General features: G+C 32.1%; 17 protein-coding genes. 15 read left to right on the forward strand and 2 right to left on the reverse strand.

Annotated features, from left to right (window positions below; translation table 11 throughout):
• Positions 1-16: 16 nt before the first annotated feature.
• Positions 17-1,399 carry a M48 family metallopeptidase gene (locus tag COI44_RS13435; RefSeq protein WP_098428417.1) on the reverse strand — a complete coding sequence of 461 codons (1,383 nt, stop codon included), beginning with the start codon at positions 1,397-1,399 and terminating at the stop codon, positions 17-19.
• Between the two features lie 245 nt (positions 1,400-1,644).
• Here COI44_RS13435 and COI44_RS13440 point away from each other — a divergent pair, with 245 nt between their 5' ends.
• The 4 genes from COI44_RS13440 (at position 1,645) to COI44_RS13455 (ending at position 8,271) form a co-directional block, all read left to right on the forward strand.
• Positions 1,645-2,943, forward strand: coding sequence for a TcaA 3rd/4th domain-containing protein (locus COI44_RS13440; protein ID WP_098428418.1), 1,299 nt, complete (start codon positions 1,645-1,647; stop codon positions 2,941-2,943).
• 229 nt (positions 2,944-3,172) lie between these two features.
• Positions 3,173-3,790: a lysozyme family protein gene (locus COI44_RS13445; protein WP_098428419.1), complete on the forward strand. Its 618-nt coding sequence runs from the start codon at positions 3,173-3,175 to the stop codon at positions 3,788-3,790.
• A gap of 307 nt (positions 3,791-4,097) precedes the next feature.
• The gene (locus COI44_RS13450; RefSeq protein ID WP_098428420.1) at positions 4,098-6,506 is read left to right on the forward strand and encodes an SH3 domain-containing protein; all 2,409 of its coding nucleotides are present in this window, start codon (positions 4,098-4,100) and stop codon (positions 6,504-6,506) included.
• Positions 6,507-6,633: 127 nt separating this feature from the next.
• Positions 6,634-8,271: an Ig-like domain-containing protein gene (locus tag COI44_RS13455; RefSeq protein ID WP_098428421.1), complete on the forward strand. Its 1,638-nt coding sequence runs from the start codon at positions 6,634-6,636 to the stop codon at positions 8,269-8,271.
• A gap of 536 nt (positions 8,272-8,807) precedes the next feature.
• On the opposite strand, the gene COI44_RS13460 is transcribed toward COI44_RS13455, so the two are convergent.
• The gene (locus COI44_RS13460; protein ID WP_098428422.1) at positions 8,808-9,464 is read right to left on the reverse strand and encodes a sugar transferase; all 657 of its coding nucleotides are present in this window, start codon (positions 9,462-9,464) and stop codon (positions 8,808-8,810) included.
• Between the two features lie 1,213 nt (positions 9,465-10,677).
• Between COI44_RS13460 and COI44_RS13465 the strand changes: the two genes are divergently transcribed.
• From COI44_RS13465 to hpf, 11 genes are all read left to right on the forward strand, one after another.
• Positions 10,678-11,298, forward strand: a complete 621-nt coding sequence (locus COI44_RS13465) for a YigZ family protein (protein ID WP_098428423.1) — start codon at positions 10,678-10,680, stop codon at positions 11,296-11,298.
• An 84-nt stretch (positions 11,299-11,382) separates the two neighbouring features.
• Positions 11,383-12,417 (forward strand): LCP family protein, encoded by a 1,035-nt coding sequence (locus COI44_RS13470; RefSeq protein WP_098428424.1) that lies wholly within the window; start codon positions 11,383-11,385, stop codon positions 12,415-12,417.
• A 290-nt stretch (positions 12,418-12,707) separates the two neighbouring features.
• Positions 12,708-13,880 carry a sensor histidine kinase gene (locus COI44_RS13475; protein WP_098428425.1) on the forward strand — a complete coding sequence of 391 codons (1,173 nt, stop codon included), beginning with the start codon at positions 12,708-12,710 and terminating at the stop codon, positions 13,878-13,880.
• Between the two features lie 168 nt (positions 13,881-14,048).
• The gene (locus COI44_RS13480; RefSeq protein ID WP_098428426.1) at positions 14,049-14,726 is read left to right on the forward strand and encodes a response regulator; all 678 of its coding nucleotides are present in this window, start codon (positions 14,049-14,051) and stop codon (positions 14,724-14,726) included.
• A gap of 296 nt (positions 14,727-15,022) precedes the next feature.
• Positions 15,023-15,865 carry a DegV family protein gene (locus tag COI44_RS13485; protein WP_098428427.1) on the forward strand — a complete coding sequence of 281 codons (843 nt, stop codon included), beginning with the start codon at positions 15,023-15,025 and terminating at the stop codon, positions 15,863-15,865.
• 357 nt (positions 15,866-16,222) lie between these two features.
• Entirely contained in the window at positions 16,223-17,566 is a 1,344-nt protein-coding gene (locus COI44_RS13490) for an ATP-dependent helicase ComFA (protein WP_098428428.1), read from the forward strand.
• On the forward strand, positions 17,563-18,243 hold the full coding sequence (locus COI44_RS13495) for a ComF family protein (RefSeq protein ID WP_142329260.1): 681 nt from the start codon (positions 17,563-17,565) through the stop codon (positions 18,241-18,243). The genes COI44_RS13490 and COI44_RS13495 overlap by 4 nt, the downstream gene beginning before the upstream one ends.
• A 154-nt stretch (positions 18,244-18,397) precedes the next feature.
• Positions 18,398-18,655 carry a flagellar biosynthesis anti-sigma factor FlgM gene (locus tag COI44_RS13500; protein ID WP_098428430.1) on the forward strand — a complete coding sequence of 86 codons (258 nt, stop codon included), beginning with the start codon at positions 18,398-18,400 and terminating at the stop codon, positions 18,653-18,655.
• Between the two features lie 333 nt (positions 18,656-18,988).
• The gene (locus COI44_RS13505; protein ID WP_098428431.1) at positions 18,989-20,809 is read left to right on the forward strand and encodes an APC family permease; all 1,821 of its coding nucleotides are present in this window, start codon (positions 18,989-18,991) and stop codon (positions 20,807-20,809) included.
• A gap of 248 nt (positions 20,810-21,057) precedes the next feature.
• Complete coding sequence (gene cspD / locus COI44_RS13510) at positions 21,058-21,255, forward strand: cold-shock protein CspD (RefSeq protein WP_056469532.1); 198 nt, start codon at positions 21,058-21,060, stop codon at positions 21,253-21,255.
• A gap of 269 nt (positions 21,256-21,524) precedes the next feature.
• Positions 21,525-22,070 (forward strand): ribosome hibernation-promoting factor, HPF/YfiA family, encoded by a 546-nt coding sequence (gene hpf, locus COI44_RS13515; RefSeq protein WP_056469534.1) that lies wholly within the window; start codon positions 21,525-21,527, stop codon positions 22,068-22,070.
• The last annotated feature ends 68 nt before the right edge of the window (positions 22,071-22,138 follow it).

Raw genomic sequence — 22,138 nt, forward strand, 5'->3', positions numbered from 1 at the left:
GATACTTGTGAAGGTCTTAAAGGTTAATCTCGGTTCCTTGACTAGCTAACCATTTTACTATCTTCGTTGCTCCATTTTCCTTTGCTACTTCTTTTACTGTCATTCCATCTACATTCTTTATTGATAAGTCTGCACCTTTTTTAATAAGGTACTGGAATGTTTTTACATCATCTACTTCATATGTTGTATCAAAAATAGGTGATTCCCCAGAACTGTCTTGCTGGTTAATATTTGCTCCGTATTTTAGTAGTAAGTCAATTGCTTGCTTGTCCCCCATAGAAGCAGCGGCATGTAAGATTGTCCAATCATCTGCATCTCCTATAGAAGGATCAGCTCCGTTATCAAGTAATAACTTTAACATCTCTAAGTTAAGATGGTCTTCATCAGTATATGAAGTCTTGAGAAGTGGAGACTCGTAGTCATCGTTCAATTCATTTACGTCTGCCCCTTCGTCAATTAACTCTTTAACTTGTTCAATATCGTTATCAAGCACTGCTTGCGTTAATGGTGTTTCCGCAGCTAAATAGCCATCAACGAATGATTGTGCTAGTGGAATCGCTTTTTCAATTAATAAACTTGCACCGACTATAACCCCGAATGACAACCCAAATACAATTACAGCAATTCCGTATACGCGTTTTGGTGTTTTAAATTTAATATCGCTTTCTACATTATTAAAATGATGCAAAGCGTTAATACGTTTTGGTAAAGTTGGATGGAACATTAATCGTTCACTTAACCAAATTAAAAAGCCTTTTTCATTGCTACTATTTAATAAATATTCACGCTGATCAATTTGTTGATAATATTTGCGACCAACGGCTAACATTGTAAGTGCTTGAGTCGATGCTTCAAAATCATTTGTATAATGACTAGCCATTTGATCACTTGTATACTCACATGCACGTGAATATGCCGAGCCTAAAAAAGGAACCCAATTTGCAGGTAATACTAAAGCCTGTTTTAGAATATGATTTCGTTTAATATGTGCAAGCTCGTGTGCAATCACGAAATCAATTACTTTTGGGTTTGATTCAATCTCTTCGAATAGATCTGAATATAAAACAATCATATTCCGTCCAAAGAAACGCGTAGCAAAGGCATTTAACAGTCCCCCAGATTGGACTACATAAACATCTGGTAGGAAATAAAAGCCCATTTCCTTTGAAATTTCTCTTGTTCTGAAATATACTTCTGGAAATTGTTTTTCAGTAATCTTTACGCCATTTATACGTATGTGGGCAGTGAAAATTAAATGGGCAAAGAGTGGTAAAATGATTAAAATTCCTAAAATAATAAGACCAACAACGCTTAAAATAAGTAATAAATAAATTGGAATACTAATAAGTAAAAGTAATATAAAATAAATCGATTCTTTCCGATTAACTAAAGGTTTCAATCTCTCTCCTCCTATCTCTCAATTCTTATAGTTTAACAAGTAAATGGAAAGGATGTCATACATATATTTAAGAGAAATGAAACCAATTACTTCCACTAAATAATAAAAAAATTTCTTTTTACCCTTTAAATAAAAAATAGTATGATAGACTATAGTTTACTTTTTTCAGTATTTATTTAGATTCAATTTATATATTAAAAACATGTACTATATAGAATGAAAATTTAAGGGGAAGTTAAAAATAAATGGAAACTCAGTTAAGAGAAAAAAATTCCTTGTCAAGAGCGGGTATACGAACAATGCGAAAAGAACGAATACCTAGTTTTAAAAGAAAATGGATGTTTATTTTACTACCAATTATCGCGATATTAATTACACATTTAACATTAAATTACTTAAATTCACCTAAAAGATTAGTGAAGATTTTTGATAAAGCTGTGTCAGATAATAATTATAAAGAAGTCACACATATGCTACAAAAAGGCGGTACCGAGGCGTCCCTAGATGAAGACTCAGTAATCGCATTTATGGATTACTTAAATAGCTATGATGTTTTAGATAAATTAGACGATATGATTCAAAATAATAAAGTAATTCATAGTAAGTTAATAGATGGTCGTGGCAATTATGTGCTTTCAATTAAAAAGGGCGGTAAATTTTTAGGAATTTATCAAACGTATTTAATAAGTGTCCAACCATTCGAATTAAAGATTTCTTCTCCAATTGACGACATTCAATTAAAATTAAACAATCATATTACACATTTGAATAAAGACGAGTACGAAACAACATATCACAAAATATTACCTGGAAAGTACACTTTGGCTGTATCATATAAAGGTGTTTATAGTGATGTTAAGGATGCAGTTGATATAGATTTTTCTTCTGCTTCGAAAAATAAGTTATCACAAGAATTAACTTTTAATGTTAGTTATGTCCAAATTTATTCAAACGAACCTGAGGCAGAACTTTTTGTAAATGGAAAAGATACTGGGCAAAAAGTAAGTGAACTAGATCGCTTTGGTCCGTTTTTATTAAATGGTAAAACAGTAGTTCACGCTGAAATTGAAAAAAATGGTGAATTATTTAAAACGGATGATATTCCAGTTACAGGAAGATATGTAGATTTAATGTTTGATACGCCAGTTGAAAATCAGGACCATACTGATCAAAAAGATGGTTTCTTTGCAGGACTTAAACGCTTTTTTGATAAGTATTTACCAAGTCCTAAGCCTTCTTCTGATTTAGAAGAAAAGCAACTAATCAATGGTTTGTTTAATCAAAATGGCCAAGCATTCTTACAGTCTAAGGAATATCAAGACAAAATTAAGAAAAAGGATACAACGCAAAAACTCACAAGCTTTTCTATGAAAGATTCAAAGCAAGATGATTCAGGTATGATCATTACAACAAATGAGTCGTATGAGATAACTGATAAACATGGTAAAACTAAAATGAAATCATTTGAAATTACTTACCACTTCTCAAGAGAAAATGATGAATTAAAAATGGATCGTATTTTAGAAGTAAAAGAGATAAAGTAAATTGTAGAAAAGAGTCCAATTTAGGTTGGACTCTTTTTTTGTTGATTCAGGGTTAGAGGAGTCCGCAATTATTAAGCTAGTGTTAAAAGGGCACAATTCTTATTAAATGTTAATTATAAGAAATATTTCTTTTTTCACATTTTAATGTCAAATATATGTAGTTTTTGCACATTGCTTTTCTAAATAGGAATATTCGTTATAATGTATTAAAGAGAAATGTTTGGAGGTAATGAAAAAGAATAGAATGTGGAAATTTATTAAAAGACTTCTTTTATTTACACTTCTGATGTCAATTATTGGGTTATTTGCGATCTATCGTTACTATTTCCAAGATGTGTTGAAGTATGAAACACAAGTTTATACTGAATTAAAGACGTTTAATTTAGAAGAATATACACCTTTATTACTAGGACTAATAATGCAAGAAACGAAGGGGAAAGGAAAAGATCCAATGCAGGCTTCAGAATCACTAGGACTAGCAAAGGATAGTATTCAAGATACTTCAAAAAGCATACAACAAGGGGTCTCACACTTTAAAGACGTGTATTCCTATGGTAAAAAGCAAGGCGTTGATTTACAAACCATAATACAAAGTTACAATATGGGGATTGCTTATATTGATTTTGTAAAAACACACGGAGGTAAACATACAGTTCAACTTGCTAAAACTTATTCTCTATCGATGGTGGAGACGAACCCTGAGCTTTATACGTGTAATAATAATAAGAAAAATTTCAGATATCCATATTGTTATGGTGACTTCACATATAGTCAAAAAGTAATGAAGAAAACAAAGTACTTCGAGATTTTAGTCCCACTTAAACAGAATATAGTAGGAAATCCATAGTCCATGAAGAAGAGATAAATGTCTTCTTTATGGACTTTTTAACTTTTTTTTTAGAATTGTGTCATTTTTATTACAAAATGGTTGTCGTTTCGATAAAATAAAACAATTTCCTTTTTTTACCGATATAATTATTGAAAAAACAATTCAAATTCCGACATTTTATGACTTATACTTAATTTTAGTGTTAATTTTTTGTTAATGTCATTTAAAAAAAATTATAGTTTTTTAATTTTACTAGTTTAATAGAATTGGATTGTTTTATTCTACGGTTTAAATGTAAAAATGGTAGGAAAGGAATATTTGATACATGAAAAAAATGGGAAGAGTACTTTTGGTATCAACAGGCATATTAGTAGGCACCTCCAGCATTTCCTGTCCTAATATCGGTTTGGAAACTTCAAAAGCGAGTGCAGCGATCGTAAATATAAAAACGAAGTATCAAACGAGCGCAAATCTAAATTTAAGACAGGGTGCAGGTACAACTTATAAATCAATTGTGATTATTCCAAAAGGAAAAGTAATTACCGCTACTCAAAGAAATGGTAATTGGTACAAAGTGACTTATAGTTCTAAAACTGGTTGGGTAAGTGGTACGTATTTAAAGGAATATTATAAATATACTACTCAAGCGACCGCTTATTATTTTACAAATAAAACTACTAAGCTATATCCAACGCCTGATACAAAAAAAGCTGCAGTATATTCTGTAGTTGTTAATAATGGATTTTATAGTACTCAAAACATTGTAAATAGCATTGGCCAAACATGGTTCCGCGTTAGTTATAATGGCAAAACCTTGTATGTAAATAGTGCAGATGTTACGAAAAGTGCTGTAGCTACATTTGCCCAAACAAAATATAAAGCAATTAAAAATACAAGTTTATATCAAACCTATGGTGTATCTTCTAAAGTACTATCAAGTATTCCAAGTGGTACAGTTATAACATCATCAAAACGTGTTGGTAATTGGTATAACGTCACGCTTAATGGTAAAACAGGGTATGTTTATATTAATAATTTTACAAAAGTAAATGAAATAAAATATGAAACAACAAGTCCTGCATATTATTTTACGAAAGCAGTCACTAACTTATACGCAACTCCAGATGCAACAAAACCTGTAGTAACTACAGTTAATGGAGATAATGGCTTTACTTCAACTCAAAAAGCGACAGATTTAGTAGGAAAGATATGGTATCGAATTAATTACAATGGACAAAATCTTTATGTTAAGAGTGAAGATGTAACTGCAAATAGCTTCACAACATTTACTACTACAAATTATAAAGCGCTTAATTCAACCTATTTATATGAATCGTTCGGCAATGCATCAAAACAACTTATTCAAATTCCAAAAGATACAGTTATCCCGATTAGCAAAAAAATTGGTAATTGGTATAGTGTGTCTTATAACGGTGTAAATGGATATGTAAGAGCATTGGATTTCGGAAAAAGTGATGTCGTGACAATAACTAATATAACAGATACGACATATATTACGACTTCAGAATTAAATATACGTCAAACGTATGATGCTTCTTCACCATTGCTTACAGTAATTCCTGTTAATATGATTTTAATTGCGACTGATAAAGCTTCTAACAATTGGTATAAGGTTAGTTACAATGGGAAAACGGGATATGTATCAGGATCATATATCAAACAAGTTAAAACTGGTGACCCAATGACATCAAGAGATAGCTACCAGTTTATCGATCTGCGTACACCTTCGCCTGTAACAGCTGCGCAAATTAATACCTATATTGCTAGTAATGTGAAAAGTGGAGTTAAGAGTATACTGACTGATCAAGGACAATTATTTATTGATGCTGGAAATAAATATGGTGTAAATGCACTTTATTTAGCAGCACATGCCATTCATGAAAGTGGATTTGGTACTTCTCAAATTTCATTAGGAAAAAATAACTTATTTGGCTTTGGTTCATATGATTCAACGCCATATATAGCGTCATACAAATTTATGAGTGTAAAAGAAAATGTAGAGTATATTGCACGCTCGATTAAATCTACTTACTTAAATCCAAGTAACTGGAAATATAAAGGTGCATATCTTGGTTTTAGTACAAAAGATATGAGCAATGTAAGAATTGATGCAGCGAGTGAAGGGATGAATTTTTATTACGCGACTGATCCAAACTGGGGTAAATTGATTGCTCAACATATGGAAAAGATTCTACCGTTTGATAAAGCGTACTATGATAAAGCACAACCGAATACTACAATTCCAGGCAGTCCATCTACTCCTGTTGGTAGTGATGTTTTCCCTGCTAATATCCGAGCAGTTGCAAAAGGAAACATAGATCTATACACCGCAAAGGGAGATACGGCTAAAGTGAAATCGATAGCAGCTGGTACTGCCTTCCTTCTTCTTGAAAAAACAAATGATTATTGGATTAAATTATCAATTGATGGGAATGTTTTTTGGACAAACAGTATCAAATTAAATGCATATAGCCAAACTTTATCTGTTAAAAACTTAGGTAGAACAACAGATAGTTTAAACGTGCGCTCAGCCGCAACTACAACTGTAAATAATGTAATTGGTACATTAAACCTTAATACTTACCTAAGTATTGTTACAAACACAGATGGTACTTTAACATTGGATAGTACAAAAAAATGGTATAAAATCCAACTAGCGAATGGAAGCTTTGGATGGGTATCTTCAAGTTATGTCAAACAAGAATTAAAATAATTTTTTGATGGTTCAGGAAAAACTGAGCCATTTTTTTATGAGTTTTATAGAGAAATAGAAAGTTAAGAAATGAAATATGATAAAATAGATACATTGTTTCATATTTAGGTAGATTGGAGAATAAACAATGAAATCTTTTTTACTGAAATTTGGCTTAATAACAGCTTTAACAGTAAGTTTGTTTAATGGAAAAGCTAGTGCAGAAACAAACACAAATTGGACTTCGAAGTGTGGCGACGCTAGTAAAGTGAAATCACCATCACTTCAACAAATTAATTGTTTGCTGACATACGCTGCTATCAACTCTGATATTCCGCCAGAGGTCGTTAAGACAGTTGCGTGGAGGGAATCAGGGTGGAACCAATCAAAATTGTCATCTGACGGTGGAATTGGTATTATGCAAATTACAAATCAACCTAGATATGATCAGAAGAGATTAAAAACCGATATTGCATATAATATTCAAGCTGGTGTTGAGATTTTAAACGAGAAATATAATTGGAAAAAAGCAGATGGCACATACACTTTACCAAGGATTAAAGATGCGAATCGTCATATTATTGAGAACTGGTATTTTCCAATTATGGCCTATAATGGAATAAAGCGGGTTAATAGTCCAATAGTTAAAACACAGGGAGCTAACTATGGCAAAATAAATACTGCCGCCTATCAAGAAATTGTATTAAATTTGCTTGAAATGCAGAGTTACTTAAGAGATAAAGATGGTCCAAATATTTTAGCAAAATTCCCGTTTACGACTAGCGATTTTGATTACAGTCCTGATAGTGACGAGGATATTTTGTTCAAAATTCCGCTTTATACAATAAATGAAGGCCTTCATGAGTCGCCATATTTTATGAAAAAGGGAGATATAGCGTACGTCACGGAGGATAAAGTTAAATTACGACCTGACTCAAATACTTTGAAAAAGGAATTAGTAACACTTGCTAAATACACAAAAGTAACAATTTATGATGAATTTAAGTTTGATACAGGTAACGACCATAACCAATTCGTTTGGTTTAAAGTAAAAAGTCCGGATGGAAAGATAGGGTTTATACCATCTGCTTACCTTAATCCTATGGTAACTGGGGTTGCTAATGGAGTATTCTATAATAAAGACGTAAAAATCCATGTTAATGAGGGAGTCGCTACATTAAATGGAACTCGTATTAAAAATGACTATTTGGTTTCAAAAGTAGGTAGCTATACACTTGTTGTAAATAGTTCAGTGGCGAATACAACAACTATTAAATTTACAATCGATAAAACAAAACCTACAACACCAACAATGAATACAGTTTCAGATCAATCAACTACTATTACCGGAACAGCAGAAGCAGGTTCTACAGTTAAACTATATATTAATAGCAAACTTCAAAAAAGCACAACAGCTGCTTCAAATAAAAGCTATAAATTTACAATTCCAAAGCAAAAAAGTGGAACGACAGTTAGTGTAAGTGCTACGGATAAAGCTGGAAATGTAAGTGCAACAAAGTCTTTAAAGGTATTAGATAAAACACCACCAGCTCTTCCAGTTGTTAATAAAGTTACTTCAAAATCAAAAACTGTAACAGGTAGTGCTGAGAAATATGCTTCAGTGAAGATTTATCGAGGAAGTACATTAATAGGTCAAAGCTCGGTTAATTCCAGTAGTAAATTTTCTGTATCAATAAAAGTACAGAAAGCAAACACATATTTAAAGGTTTATGTCATTGATAAATCGGGAAACAAAAGTGTTCGTACAATTAAAGTTGTAAAATAGTTAAAATACGATGCGATAAGTTTTTTGCTTATTGCATTGTATTTTTTTTATTTTTTAAATTCTTATTGGATAGAGTGAATTTATTTGTTTCGAACTCAATTGCTTCATTTCTAATGCTCGATAATTAAGTAGACGAGGATTTGTTTTTACAAAATATTTTTAAGATGGATGCAATCTGTTTTTAATATGTGGATAACTTGTGAATAAAATTTATACTTATCGACAGGAAGAAAAGATTAACAATTTTCATTTTGGTAGAATTTTGTCGTATCTTTATATTTCTTAGCTACTTGAATTAATTTATAAACAAGCGGTTTGTGGATAAGTATTATATGTTATCCACAAATTGTTAATAAACTTCTGAAATTGTGGGTAATTTTCGGAATTTAAAATGTTTTTTACCTTTACAAATATTTGAATGATCAATACTACTTATTATTAAAGAAATTAAAAGGCCATTTCCCAATTGAGAAAAGGCCTTTAGTTAAATTATTCTTATTTTTGATAAAGAGAATTTTAAACTTGTCTTACATTACTTAACGAGCACCTTCACCAGTCAAGACAACTTTAATTGTTTTAAACATAATTCGAATGTCCAACATGATTGATTGATGTTCAATATAGTGTAAATCCAAGACTAACTTCTCTTTCGGTGTTAATTCATACCCGCCATTCACTTGTGCCCAGCCAGTTAACCCTGGTTTGACTGTTAAGCGATTAGTGAAGCCTGGTACTTCATGATTAAATTTTACTAAAAAAAACGCTCTTTCTGGTCTAGGACCAACAAGACTCATATCTCCACGTAAGACATTGACGAACTGCGGTAATTCATCGATACGAGTTTTTCGAAGGAAGTGACCAAGCTTTGTAATACGAGGATCATCCGTACTAGCCCATTGTGGTCCATTTATCTCTGCATCCATACGCATTGTTCTTAACTTGTAAATATTAAAAATCTTCCCATTTAATCCAACGCGTTCTTGGATGAAAAGAGCAGGACCAGGAGAATCAATTTTAATTAATGCGATAAAGAACAATACAAATGGTAAAGAAATGACAAACGCGAGCGACGCAAAGACTACATCCAATGTTCTTTTTATAAATGAATAAAAAATACTTTTCTTTTTTAATGACTCAAGTTGTTGAATTGAGTAGCGGCTTTCAACCTTTTGTTGAGTATTCTGTAAGGCCATTTAAACACCCCAGTTTATAATTTAGGCCCATCCTTGCAAGTGCATTGCAACATGTCCTAATGTATAACGTTTACGTTTTATAACATCATAACAATTATAAATGTTCGCAGAAAAAAATCAAATTATTTTTATGTTACAAGCTTATTACTCCACATAAAAAGTTCACAAGGGTACCTTACACTTATAGTGTGTGCAAGAATGATTTATTAATCGGCATTACAATAATTAGTAATTGATCAAACTTTTGTCCAGGTCGACTTTTTAGGTATTATTATTTTAGCATAAAGTAAGTGGAAAAATACGTCACGTTAAAAATGCACTTTCCCAAAATAACATTTAAATTTGTTTAATTTGTGAGGGATTAATCCTTTTTATAACCTTGGTTTTGTAATTGGGTATGTAATAACAATATTTTGATGATTCTCCTTATAATTTATTATGAATAAATTTAGTTATTTTATCCTTCCTTTAAATCCTTGTTTTTTTGTTTCTCCAAAAATCAACTCCCTCTTCGTAATTGCTCAAGAATTTTTTTACTTATGGCAAACCCTTTAGCACTTTTTATTGCTGTTATATTTGATTTAGATTTAAGTGGGCGCAATTTATAATTTATGTAGTTCCATTAAGGACTATATTTAATATTTAGAGTGGAGTATTGAAAATGCTCTATTTAACTGCTTTTTCATTACCGCATTATTAAACTTATTACCGCAGAAGAAATATGATTCTAATATTTTTGATCATTTAGGATAATCTTCTTCTTCAAAAAAGCGTAAACTTTAATTTTTCAATGAAAAAACAAATAAATTAGTGGGGATATGGCTGGATATGACTAAAGATGGAATGGATTTATCACTTAGTATTCAAGATTGTTAAATTTAATTTAAATTGAGAAGAAATCTCTTGATGTGGAATCAGTATTGATATAAATTTTTTTATGCATAGTGGATATACAGTTTGATAATCGTGTGAATGAAAACTTTACTTTTTCGTATGAAATGATTAGTTCATATTGGCTAATTATATTGTATTTGCTTAAAGTTTAAACCCAAATCTATAAGCATTATTACTAATGTTACTGTATAAAATCTTGTCAGTAAATACTTACTTTTGAAGAATGTTAGTGTTTTTTAAGGAATGGAATGAATAATTGTAGTAATATATTGAAGTGAGTCGAAATTTTGTTTAATTTAGTCGAAAGGTTAGGTGTTAAATGCTAGCGAATTATTTCACTGTTTGTGGCTTTGGTAGTCATGAGATTGAGATTGAAAAATCGAAATTTATTTGTTACATAAATGAAGCGAAAACTGAAGTTGATGCGCAACGATTCATTTCAGAAATTAAAAAAAAGCATTTTGATGCATCTCATAATTGCTCAGCTTATTTAATCGGTGAAAATGATGAAATTCAAAAAGCCAATGATGATGGTGAACCGAGTGGTACGGCTGGAGTTCCAATGTTAGAAGTTTTGAAAAAGAGAGGATTAAAAGATACCGTTGTTGTTGTAACAAGGTATTTTGGCGGTAAAAAGCTTGGAGCAGGAGGATTAATTCGTGCTTATGGACAGGCAGTCAGTGAAGGGTTAAACGCTGTTGGAATTGTTGAGCGTTCATTAGTTAAAGTAATGAACGTAAAGATTAATTATAAATTGTTAGGTAAAGTAGAGTTCGCTTTACGGAACTCACATTATCATTTAGAAAATGTTAACCACATGGAAGAAGTAAGCTTTGAACTTTGGATTAAGGTTGATGAAGTAGATAGCTTCAAAAACTGGATGATTGAGTTAACAAATGGTAGTTGCCATATAAATGAAAGTATTGTTAAATACATGTAGTAGTCTAGCTTGATAAATAGTAAATTTATGACTAATTTCAAATAGAACAATCATACTAACTTTAAAGGAGGTCTATTCGAACATATGAATCAGAATCATTCTCGAAAAATGGCCAAGAAAAGAAGAAAGAAAAAGAGAGGCTTAATTGCTAGAGTATTATTACTTATTATTATAATAGCCTTAGTGTTTGTAGGATATAAAGGCGTTAGAACATATCTTGAATTAAATAAAGCAACAAAAGGAGAAGATATTTCTTCAAACTTAAGAAATGAAAAAGTTGCTATATCTAAAGATCCAATATCTATTCTCTTCTTAGGGATTGAGAACTATTCAACTGGTGGAAAGGGTGGACGAACTGACTCGATGATCCTTGCTACCTTTAATCCAAAAGAGGAGACAATTAAAACAATGAGTATTCCTCGTGATACATATGTAAGTATCCCAGGACATGCAGACAAAACTAAAATAAACCATGCATATTCATATGGCGGCTTACAATTAACAGTTGATACAGTTGAACAATTCTTAAATGTACCAATTGATTATTACGTTACAGTGGACTTTAATGGCTTTAAAAACATAGTTGACGCAGTTGGTGGAATAGATGTTGATGTACCATTTGATTTCTGGGAAAATACAGATACTACACCAAGGAAAAAGGTTTACTTTACAAAAGGTATGATGCATTTAAATGGACAACAGGCATTAGCATACTCTCGTATGCGTAAACGTGATCCTCGTGGTGATTTTGGACGTGAAGAAAGACAGCAACAAGTAATTAAAGCGATCTTAAATGAAATTAAATCACCTGAAACAATCATGAAAATGGATCAATACGCGAAAGTGTTCAGTAAAAATATTAGTACAAACATGAAAATAAGCGGTGGTATTTCACTTGCGAAGCATTTACCTAATATCACTGAAAATGACTTAGAAACAATAAAATTAAAAGGTCACGATGATACGATTCACGGTATTTACTATTATGTTCCTGAAGAGGAAAGTGTAAGAGAAATTACTAGCAAATTCCGAGTTCACTTAGGTTTAGAAAAACCATCTACAACTAATACAATTAATTCAGATAGTAGTTCTGAAAATGAAAATAGTACCAATCAATAAATAGGCTGAAAGCTGATTCTTTTACAGGAATCAGCTTTTTTATTGGGTCAATCGTAATATCTTTGTAATACTTGTTAACATTATGTTAAGGATGTTATAGAAGGGTGTGTATTTTTTAAAACTTATAATAAAATACCAATATATATTGGTAATATAAGGTCTGAATCGGAAAAATTTAAATTTTTGCTTATTTCAAATTTTTGTACAATTATAATCCTAATTACATTATAATATTAGATATACATAAATTTATTAGTCATTTAGTAATAGGCTAATGGGGGAAAAGGTGAATGACAGCTAGGAAAATGGACAATCAGACACTAGACGAAATCATGGATAATATGCTCTCATCTGTTATAGATAGTAAGTCCCATGTGTTTGGAATTGTTGAAGATACTCGCTCAGAATATGAGAAATTAAGAGTAGAGCTTGAAGAAGTAAAAGTACAAGTAGTAGAAAAAATTGAAAATACGGTTAGATTAGATTTATTAGCACGAGCAGCACGCCAAAAATTAACTGAAGTTGATGGGGATTTTAATCGGTATACGGAATCTCAAGTAAAGGAAGTATATGAAACTGCCCAAAATATTCAGGAACAGCATTTTCTTTCATTAAAGGAAGAAAAACTTCTAAATCATCGTAGAAAAGAATTAGAAAATAGACTTCAAACTTTGTTAGAGAAACTACAAAAAGCCGAATTATTAGTTGCCCGTATTTCAATTGTTTTAAACTACCTTAATACAGACTTTAAGCAAGTTAGTCATTTACTTGAAGATGCAAAGCAAAAACAAGAGTTCGGATTTCAACTGATACAAGCTCAGGAAGAAGAGCGTATAAAGTTATCACGCGAAATTCACGATGGACCTGCCCAAACGTTAGCCAGTATATTAATGCAGTCAGACTTTTTAATAAAAACATATCGCCAAAGGCCAGAAGAAGATGCAAGAAAAGAATTAGGTGATATAAAGGAACAAGTCCGTAGTGCATTAGGGGAAGTTAGAAGAATTATATACGATCTACGCCCAATGGCATTAGATGATTTAGGTTTAGTTCCAGCCCTTAATAAATATTTAAAATCGCTTGAGTCGTATAAGCATATTGAAATTAAATTTGAATATGGTCAAAGTAAAAAAAGACTTAATTCAAAAATAGAAGTTGCGATTTTTAGGATCATCCAAGAGGCAGTTCAAAACGCATGTAAGCATGCCAATCCATCAACAATTTATGTAAGATTAGAGTTTTTAAGAAATAAAATTAATGTTTTCGTTCAAGATGATGGAATTGGTTTTCCTGTTGGAGAAGGCCAAAGTGAAAACTCTTTCGGATTAATAGGAATGAAAGAACGCGTTGAGTTATTAAATGGAGATTTTATAATCGAATCTATATTAGACGTAGGTACGACAATTAGGATCACTTTAGATGTAGAAATTGGGAATAAATTAGAAATGTCATTGCAAAAATAAACGTCTGAAAATTTCTAAAAGTAAAATTTTATTTCACGCTTTTCGGAGATTTGCGTCGTGACAATTAATAAAATATGTTAAAATATACTATAATTTAGAAAAAAATACCAATTTTTACAAATTTCGATAGATTAGCAAACTAGAACAAATAAACAGAGGAGTAATGAAATGAAAACTAGAATTGCAATTGTAGATGATCATAAATTGTTTCGTGAAGGAATTAAGAGAATCCTAGACTTTGAAGAGAGTTTTGAAGTTGTTGCTGAAGGTTCAGACGGCACAGAGGTTGTAAATATCATGGATCAACATGAAGTAGATGTATTTATTGTTGATATAAACATGCCGATAATGAACGGAGTAACTGCTACAAAAGCATTACTAGAAAAACATCCTGATGCAAAAGTAATTATTTTATCAATTCATGATGATGAATCGTATGTGACTCATGTGCTAAAAGTAGGTGCAAGAGGCTATTTATTAAAAGAAATGGACTCAGATACACTAATTGAAGCCATTAAAGTCGTTACAAAAGGTGGATGTTATTTACACCCGAAGATTACTCACAACCTAGTAGAAGAATTTAGAAGACTATCACTTAAAGAACAGTTATTTAAATCTCGCGAAGTAGAAGTGCGCCGTCCATTACATTTACTTACTAGAAGAGAATGTGAAGTACTTCAAATGTTAGCAGATGGTAAAAGTAACCGTGCTATTGGTGAAGCTCTCTTTATTAGTGAAAAAACTGTCAAAAACCATGTAAGTAATATTCTACAAAAGTTAGAAGTAAATGACCGTACTCATGCGGTAGTAACGGCAATTCGAAATGCTTGGGTAGAAGTCAAATAGTTAGGTGCAAAAAGCAGAGTATCGGATAATCGGTACTCTGTTTTAGTTTGTAAACGAAGAACAATATAGTTGATTTTTCACTTTTAGTCTGAAACGAAGAATCAATAAAATGCCCAATTTTTCTTTTCAATAAATAGGCTTTTAAGTATAATAAGTCTTTCTAAGTCTAACTGAATTGTCGAATTGGCTCAGAGTAAAGAGAATGAAATACAATGATTTTACTAAATTAGTTGTGTAAAATTAAACCAATAAATACATAGTTAAACGTTACTATATATATAAGAAAGGATACGACAATGAGAACTGCAATTGTTACAGATAGTACATCCTATATCCCAAAGGAAGTAAGAGATTCTTTAGATATACATATGTTGCCTCTTAATGTAATCTTCGGAGATGCATCCTACCAAGAAGAAGTTGAAATTACAGCTGAACAATTTTTCCTCAAGGTCCGTGAACAAAAGGAGCTTCCAAAAACTTCACAGCCTGCATATGGCACGATTATTGAAAAATTTGAACAGCTATCAAAAGAATATGAGGCTGTTGTTGCTATCACTTTATCAAGTGGAATTAGTGGAACTTATCAAAGTATTGTATCAGCTGGTTCAATGATTGATAACTTAGAAGTAGTCGCTTACGATTCAGAAATTAGCTGCATGGTCCAAGGGTTTTATGTCATTGAAGCTGCGAAAATGGCAAAGAGCGGTGCTGGACCAACTGAAATTATTGAGCGTCTAGATGAAATAAAAAAATCTGCAAATGCTTACTTTATGGTTTTTGATTTAGATCACCTGCAACGCGGTGGAAGACTTTCAAGTGCACAAGCATTTGTAGGAAGTTTACTACAAGTAAAGCCAATTCTAACATTTGTAGACAAACAAATTGTTGCCTTTGAAAAAATTCGAACTGAAAAAAAAGCAATGAAACGAATTACAGATTTATTTGGCGAAGTTTCATCAAAAGGCGAAAAAATGAAAGCAGTAGTTATTCACTCAAATCGAGAAGACGATGCAAAAAAGTTAGCCCAACAACTTAGTGAAACATATCCGAATGTTGAATTAGAAACTTCATATTTTGGCCCAGTAATTGGAACGCATCTTGGTGAAGGTGCTTTAGGATTGGGTTGGTATGTTGTTTGAGTAGGAGCTCCTTTGATTAGGGGCTCTTTGTTTTGTAGTAAAAGAGAGTTATCGTCATTAATAAGTGAGTATCGTAAATAAAAACTAGTAATCGCAATTAAAAATAGAAAATAATCAAAAATGCTTCATTTTTTTACTCGAAATGAATTAGTTTAGTCTACTTTACAAACGAACTGTAAAATTATTGAAAGGGGATTTTTAAAATGTGTTCCTAAAAAATGTCACAATATATCTATATATTTGACAAGGAAATTTCACTGGATTTTACGTCGTTACTGACTGATCGGATGTACTATTTGAAGATGACCATATTTATTTGATCCCTCGAAATAATTATTAAAAGAAAGTAGGTTAAAAATGGACAAATTTTACGGTAGAAAACTCCAACTTCCCCCCACAATAAACCTTCAAGACATCCCTTCAACAAGTCTAATCATTCAAGCTGTTCAAAAAGTTAAAAATCGCTATCAATGCTTTCGTTGTGGTAATCAAAATCAACACTTTTTCGCTACTCATTTTTGTGCTAGATGTTCATCACAGTGTACGTATTGTCGAAAATGTATCACGATGGGAAAGATGTCGACATGCACTGAGCTAGTTATTAATGAAGTTGATATGAAATTCGATCCCTCAATTTCTGGACTCGAATGGGATGGTAAACTTTCACCACAGCAAAAAGAAGCATCTATTAAAGTAGTTGAAGCTGTGAACGAAAATCAGAATTTGCTACTTTGGGCAGTTTGTGGTGCAGGAAAAACGGAAATGTTGTTTGAAGGGATTGAAGCTGCACTACAGCAAGGAAAATTTGTTTGTATCACAACTCCTCGAGTAGATGTGGTTTTAGAGCTATCGATTCGATTCAGAAAAGCCTTCCCTACTATTTCAATTGCAGTACTTTATGGAGGAAGTGAAGAGATATGGGATGGAAATAGGATAACGATTTGTACAGTACATCAGTTAATGAAATTTAGACATACCTTCCACTTATTAATTATCGATGAAGTTGATGCTTTTCCTTATAATATTGAAACACATTTGCATTGGGTTGCAAATGAATCAAGAACAATTAAAGGTTCTACAGTGCAAATGACAGCTACTCCCTCTAGTGAACAACAACTACTTGCGCTAAAAAATAAAATCAAAAATGTAATGGTCCCCGCAAGATACCATAGGCAACCCCTGCCAGTACCGAGCTTTGTATGGATTGGTAACTGGCGTAAAACGATCCGTAAATCACGAAAACTTCCAAATTCCTTAGAAAAATGGATAAAATTACTTATTCAAAAAGGCTGCCCTATTTTTTTGTTTGTCCCTACAATAAATGAATGTGTTTTTATAGAAGAGGCTGTTAAAAAGATAACAGTCAAATCGGCATCAGTTCATAGTCAAGATCCACAAAGACATGAAAAAGTGAGTGATTTTCGAAATGGTGATACTCAAGTTTTAATTACAACGACAATTTTAGAGAGAGGCGTTACGATTTCGAATAGCCAAATTGCAGTACTAGGAGCTGATGAAGAGATTTTTACTGAAAGTGCACTAGTTCAAATTGCTGGGCGTGCTGGTAGGCATATTAATTATGCAAATGGAGAAGTGATTTTCTTTCATAATGGAATTAGCGAAGAAATGGTCAAAGCTAAAAAGCAAATACTTCTAATGAATCATTTAGGTAGCGAGAAAGGCTGGTTGGATAATAAGTGATTTGTGTCTATTGTGGTGTTCGATTTGTTGAGAAGTTTTCCTTGCATAAATTGTTTTTTCTAAGCAATGAATCAGCTTGTTCACAATGTCTAGCGAAATTTAAAAAAATTATTGTTCCTGTTTGTGAAATTTGTTGTGGTTACATTCTGGAGAATCAAAAGCATTGTGAAAATTGTAAAGAGTATATGAGTTTAAAGCTAGATATGCCTTTAATTATTAATAAGTCGATATTTCATTACACAAATGAAGTTAAAGAGTGGCTCAATAAATTTAAATTTTGTGGTGATGTTCAGTTAGCATCTATATTTGCGAGTGATTTGAGGGAATACTATGAAAATTCTTTCAAAAATTATAAAATAGTTCCAGTACCACTAAGTGATGCGAGACTAAAGGAACGAGGTTTTAATCAAGTTGAAGTGCTCGCACAATATGCAGGTTTAAACTTAACAAAATGTTTAGAAAGAATTCATACTGAAAAACAAAGTAAGTTAAGCCGTTATGAAAGACTAAGCCGAGAACAAGTTTTTTCTTTTTGCGGTGAGGAAAAAATCGATAACGAACCGATTGTATTACTTGACGATGTGTATACAACTGGTAAAACGGTGCAAGATGCCGCAGCGATATTGTTACAAAATGGTGCTACTGAGGTACATTCTCTCACATTAATTCGGGCATAAAGCTTGGCGGCTTGTTAATTATATAAGAACTAAATTTTACTACGAGTTTTACCGATATAAATAATGGTCATTGGACAGAATAAAACAAAAATATAGATAAAGGATCGTAATAATAAAGCCGAGGTATAAGACGATTAGCGATGAGGTGAGAAAAATGATGGATAATACATCTGATGAGGATAAAGTTCATTTACATCAAAACAACGTAGAAAAAATCGAACAAAATAAACGAGAACAAGAAGGAAAAATAGAAATCTCCCCTCAAGCGAAGGATAATCAAAACGCCAATCAGATAATCGCAAAACGTGATGAACGTATTCAGCAATTAAAAAAACAAATTGACGAGGGAACATACAAAGTTCAACCAATGAAAGTGGCAGAAAAAATGCTTAGCTATTTTAAGAAGAAATAAGGGTTAACAATCGAACCGGGTTGTTACTAAAATTGTTAAACTATATAAGAAGAAAATAGGAAAGAACTTAGCAAAATGTTAAGTTCTTTCTGTGTATAGGCAAGGAAATAAAAAAGGAAACAAAACCTTCTGTTATTTGAATCGTGAAATTTTTAAAGTGGTCTTTCGATTTATTGTATTTTAATTTGATTTAGAGGGAAGTTAATATTAATTATTTTGAAAAAAACTTAATAAAATTATGGAAAGATTTTCTTAATATATCACACAATTTTTTCTAATAATGTGATAAACTCAAATGGTTTAGTTTTTTACTTTTTATGTAGAGGTGTACATATGTTATCGATTTTAAAACGATACTTAATTGGTAAACCACTTAAGTCAACAGAGTTAAGTGAACAAAAGTTATCGAATACGAAGGCTTTGGCAATTCTATCGTCAGATGCGCTTTCTTCAGTAGCATACGGTCCAGAGCAGATTCTGATCGTTTTAACTACGGTTGGGGCTGTAGCGTATTGGTATTCGGTTCCGATAGGTATAGGCGTTCTGATTTTATTATTAGCATTAATTTTATCTTATCGTCAAATTATATTTAGTTATCCTCATGGTGGAGGCGCTTATGTCGTATCTAAACAAAACCTCGGTGTTATTCCTGGTTTAATTGCCGGTGGATCTTTGCTAGTTGACTATATTTTGACAGTAGCTGTTAGTGTGTCAGCAGGAACGGACGCCATTACGTCCGCCTTTCCAGCCTTGCACGCTCATACAGTCTTTATTGCTGTAATTTTGGTTATATGTATTACGATTTTAAACTTACGCGGACTAACTGAATCTGCTTCGATTTTAGCATATCCAGTTTATTTATTCGTTGTAGCACTTGTTATTATCATTATCGTAGGTTTATATAATGTCTTTACAGGCCATGCACCACAAACTGCACATTCAGCAGTTGGGACTGTGGTTCCAGGGATTTCACTCTTTATTCTATTAAAAGCATTTTCATCTGGTTGCTCAGCCTTAACTGGTGTAGAAGCAATTTCAAATGCTATTCCGAACTTTAAAGTGCCTTCAGATAAAAATGCGGCAAAAACACTATTGATGATGGGTTCGATTTTAGCTGTACTATTCTCAGGAATAATGTTTTTAGCTTACTGGTATGGAATTGTACCAAATGCAGAAGAAACGGTAATGTCCCAATTAGGTTCTGATATTTTCGGACGAAATGTAATCTATTTCTTCGTACAAGGGACAACAGCGCTAATCCTTGTATTAGCAGCTAATACGGGATTTTCAGCATTCCCATTACTTGCATATAACTTAGCAAGTGATAAATTTATGCCAAGAATGTACTTACTTCGAGGAGATCGTCTAGGATATTCAAATGGTATTATTACACTTGGTATAGCTTCGATTTTATTAATTATTGCTTTCCAAGGTAAAACAGAAGCATTAATTCCATTATATGCTGTTGGTGTATTCGTACCATTTACACTTTCTCAAACAGGTATGGTAATTAAATGGATTAGAGAAAAACCGGCTGGCTGGTTACCAAAATTAACTGCAAACTTTGTAGGAGCATTTATCTCAGCAATAGTTTCGATTATTTTCTTAACTACTAAGTTAAATCAAGTTTGGTCAATATTTGTTTTCTTACCTTTGATTGTTATTCTATTTTTAAGAATTCGTAAGCACTATGAAGCGGTAGGTGACCAATTAAGATTAAATAATGATATTCCAGAAAAAATTAGTGGAAATATCATGGTTGTTCCTGTTGCTGGGATTACAAAAGTAGTTGAACGTACAATGCAATATGCTCAAGGGATTGCTGATGAAGTCTATGCTGTTTACATTTCTTTTGATAAAGAAAGTGAAGTGCAAATGAGAGAAAAGTGGGAAGCATGGAATCCTAACGTAAATCTAATTGTTGAACATTCTGAGTATCGAGAAATTACTAGACCACTTTTAAAAGTAATAGATGAAATGGAAGCTAAAGCTCATGAACAAGGCTTTGAAATTACAGTTTTAATACCACAGTTTATTACGAGAAAAAATTGGCATAATGTCTTACATAATCAATCAAGCTTATTACTACGAGCGTATTTACTTCATAAACGAAGCGTTATTGTAACTACTGTACCTTATAGATTTAAGGTGTAGAGGGTAGAGGTTTAGAAGTAGGAAAAATGATATAAATTTTCTTTTCATATAAATAGGAAAAAAATAATGGGACAAGTCAGAAGGTAAGCGAATATGATAGGTAAGGAAAAATAATTAGAATTTTTCGTTATTTGTCGAATTCGTGAAAAAAAAGGCGATAAGCTACTTTTGACTTGTCATAGTTTTATGATGTATAGTTGAATTGTGGAGAAAATTCACAAGTTTTCGACTGAAGGGAATGGATTTGAATGCAAGGTAAAGTAAAATGGTTTAATGCAGAAAAAGGTTTTGGATTTATCGAGCGTGAAGATGGAGACGATGTATTCGTACATTTCTCAGCTATCAACGCAGAAGGTTACAAATCTTTAGAAGAAGGCCAAGCAGTTAGCTTCGAAATCGTTGAAGGTAACCGTGGACCTCAAGCTGCTAATGTTACTAAAATTTAATTTTTTCCGTTAATAAGTAAGTATTTGCTTATATAGATTCGGACCACGAGGGCTTACTCATTTGAGTAAGCCTTTGTTTGTTTTGGAAATTTTTGAGTATTTTTAAATTATTATAAAAATATAATCCGGTATAAAACATAAAAGTTCATTAAATGGACACAGAGATTTCTCATATTTGACAAAAATTTCAAGGAGGAAATTGAAATAGAAGTGTAGAATATAAGTATGACAGCTTTCATTTTTGGAGCTTGATGAAGGAGGAAACCCATATGATGCTAAACATCCGAGGCGAAAATATTGAAATTACTCCAGCAATTCGTGATTACGTAGATAAAAAATTATCGCGATTTGATCGTTATTTTGATGAAGAGTTAACGGCGAGAGTTAATGCTAAGGTATTCCACGACAAGCAAAGAATTGAAGTAACTATTCCTGGAACGTATATGTTATTACGTGCAGAAGAAGAGCATGCAGATTTGTATGCAGCTGTCGATTTAGTTATTGATAAACTAGATCGTCAAATTCGAAAACACAAAACAAAAGTAAATCGCAAGTTAAGAGAAAAAGGTTCATTAAAATTTATGTTTGCACCATCAACTACTGAATCAGCTGTTGCAGTAGAGGAGCACGAAAATGATATTGAGTTAGTTCGAACAAAGCAATTTGATTTAAAACCTATGGATGCAGAAGAAGCAGTGCTACAAATGAATATGTTAGGTCATAACTTCTTTGTATTCTTAAACGGAGAAACGAATAAAACGAACATCGTTTACGCTAGAAAAGATGGGCGTTATGGTTTAATTGAAGCCAAATAAAAATTAAATAAAACAATAATAAAAGGACTGAGCTGAACAATTAGCTTAGTCCTTTTTTGGTTTCTTTG

The organism is Bacillus sp. AFS088145 (assembly GCF_002564465.1).
Taxonomy (GTDB): domain Bacteria; phylum Bacillota; class Bacilli; order Bacillales; family Bacillaceae_G; genus Gottfriedia.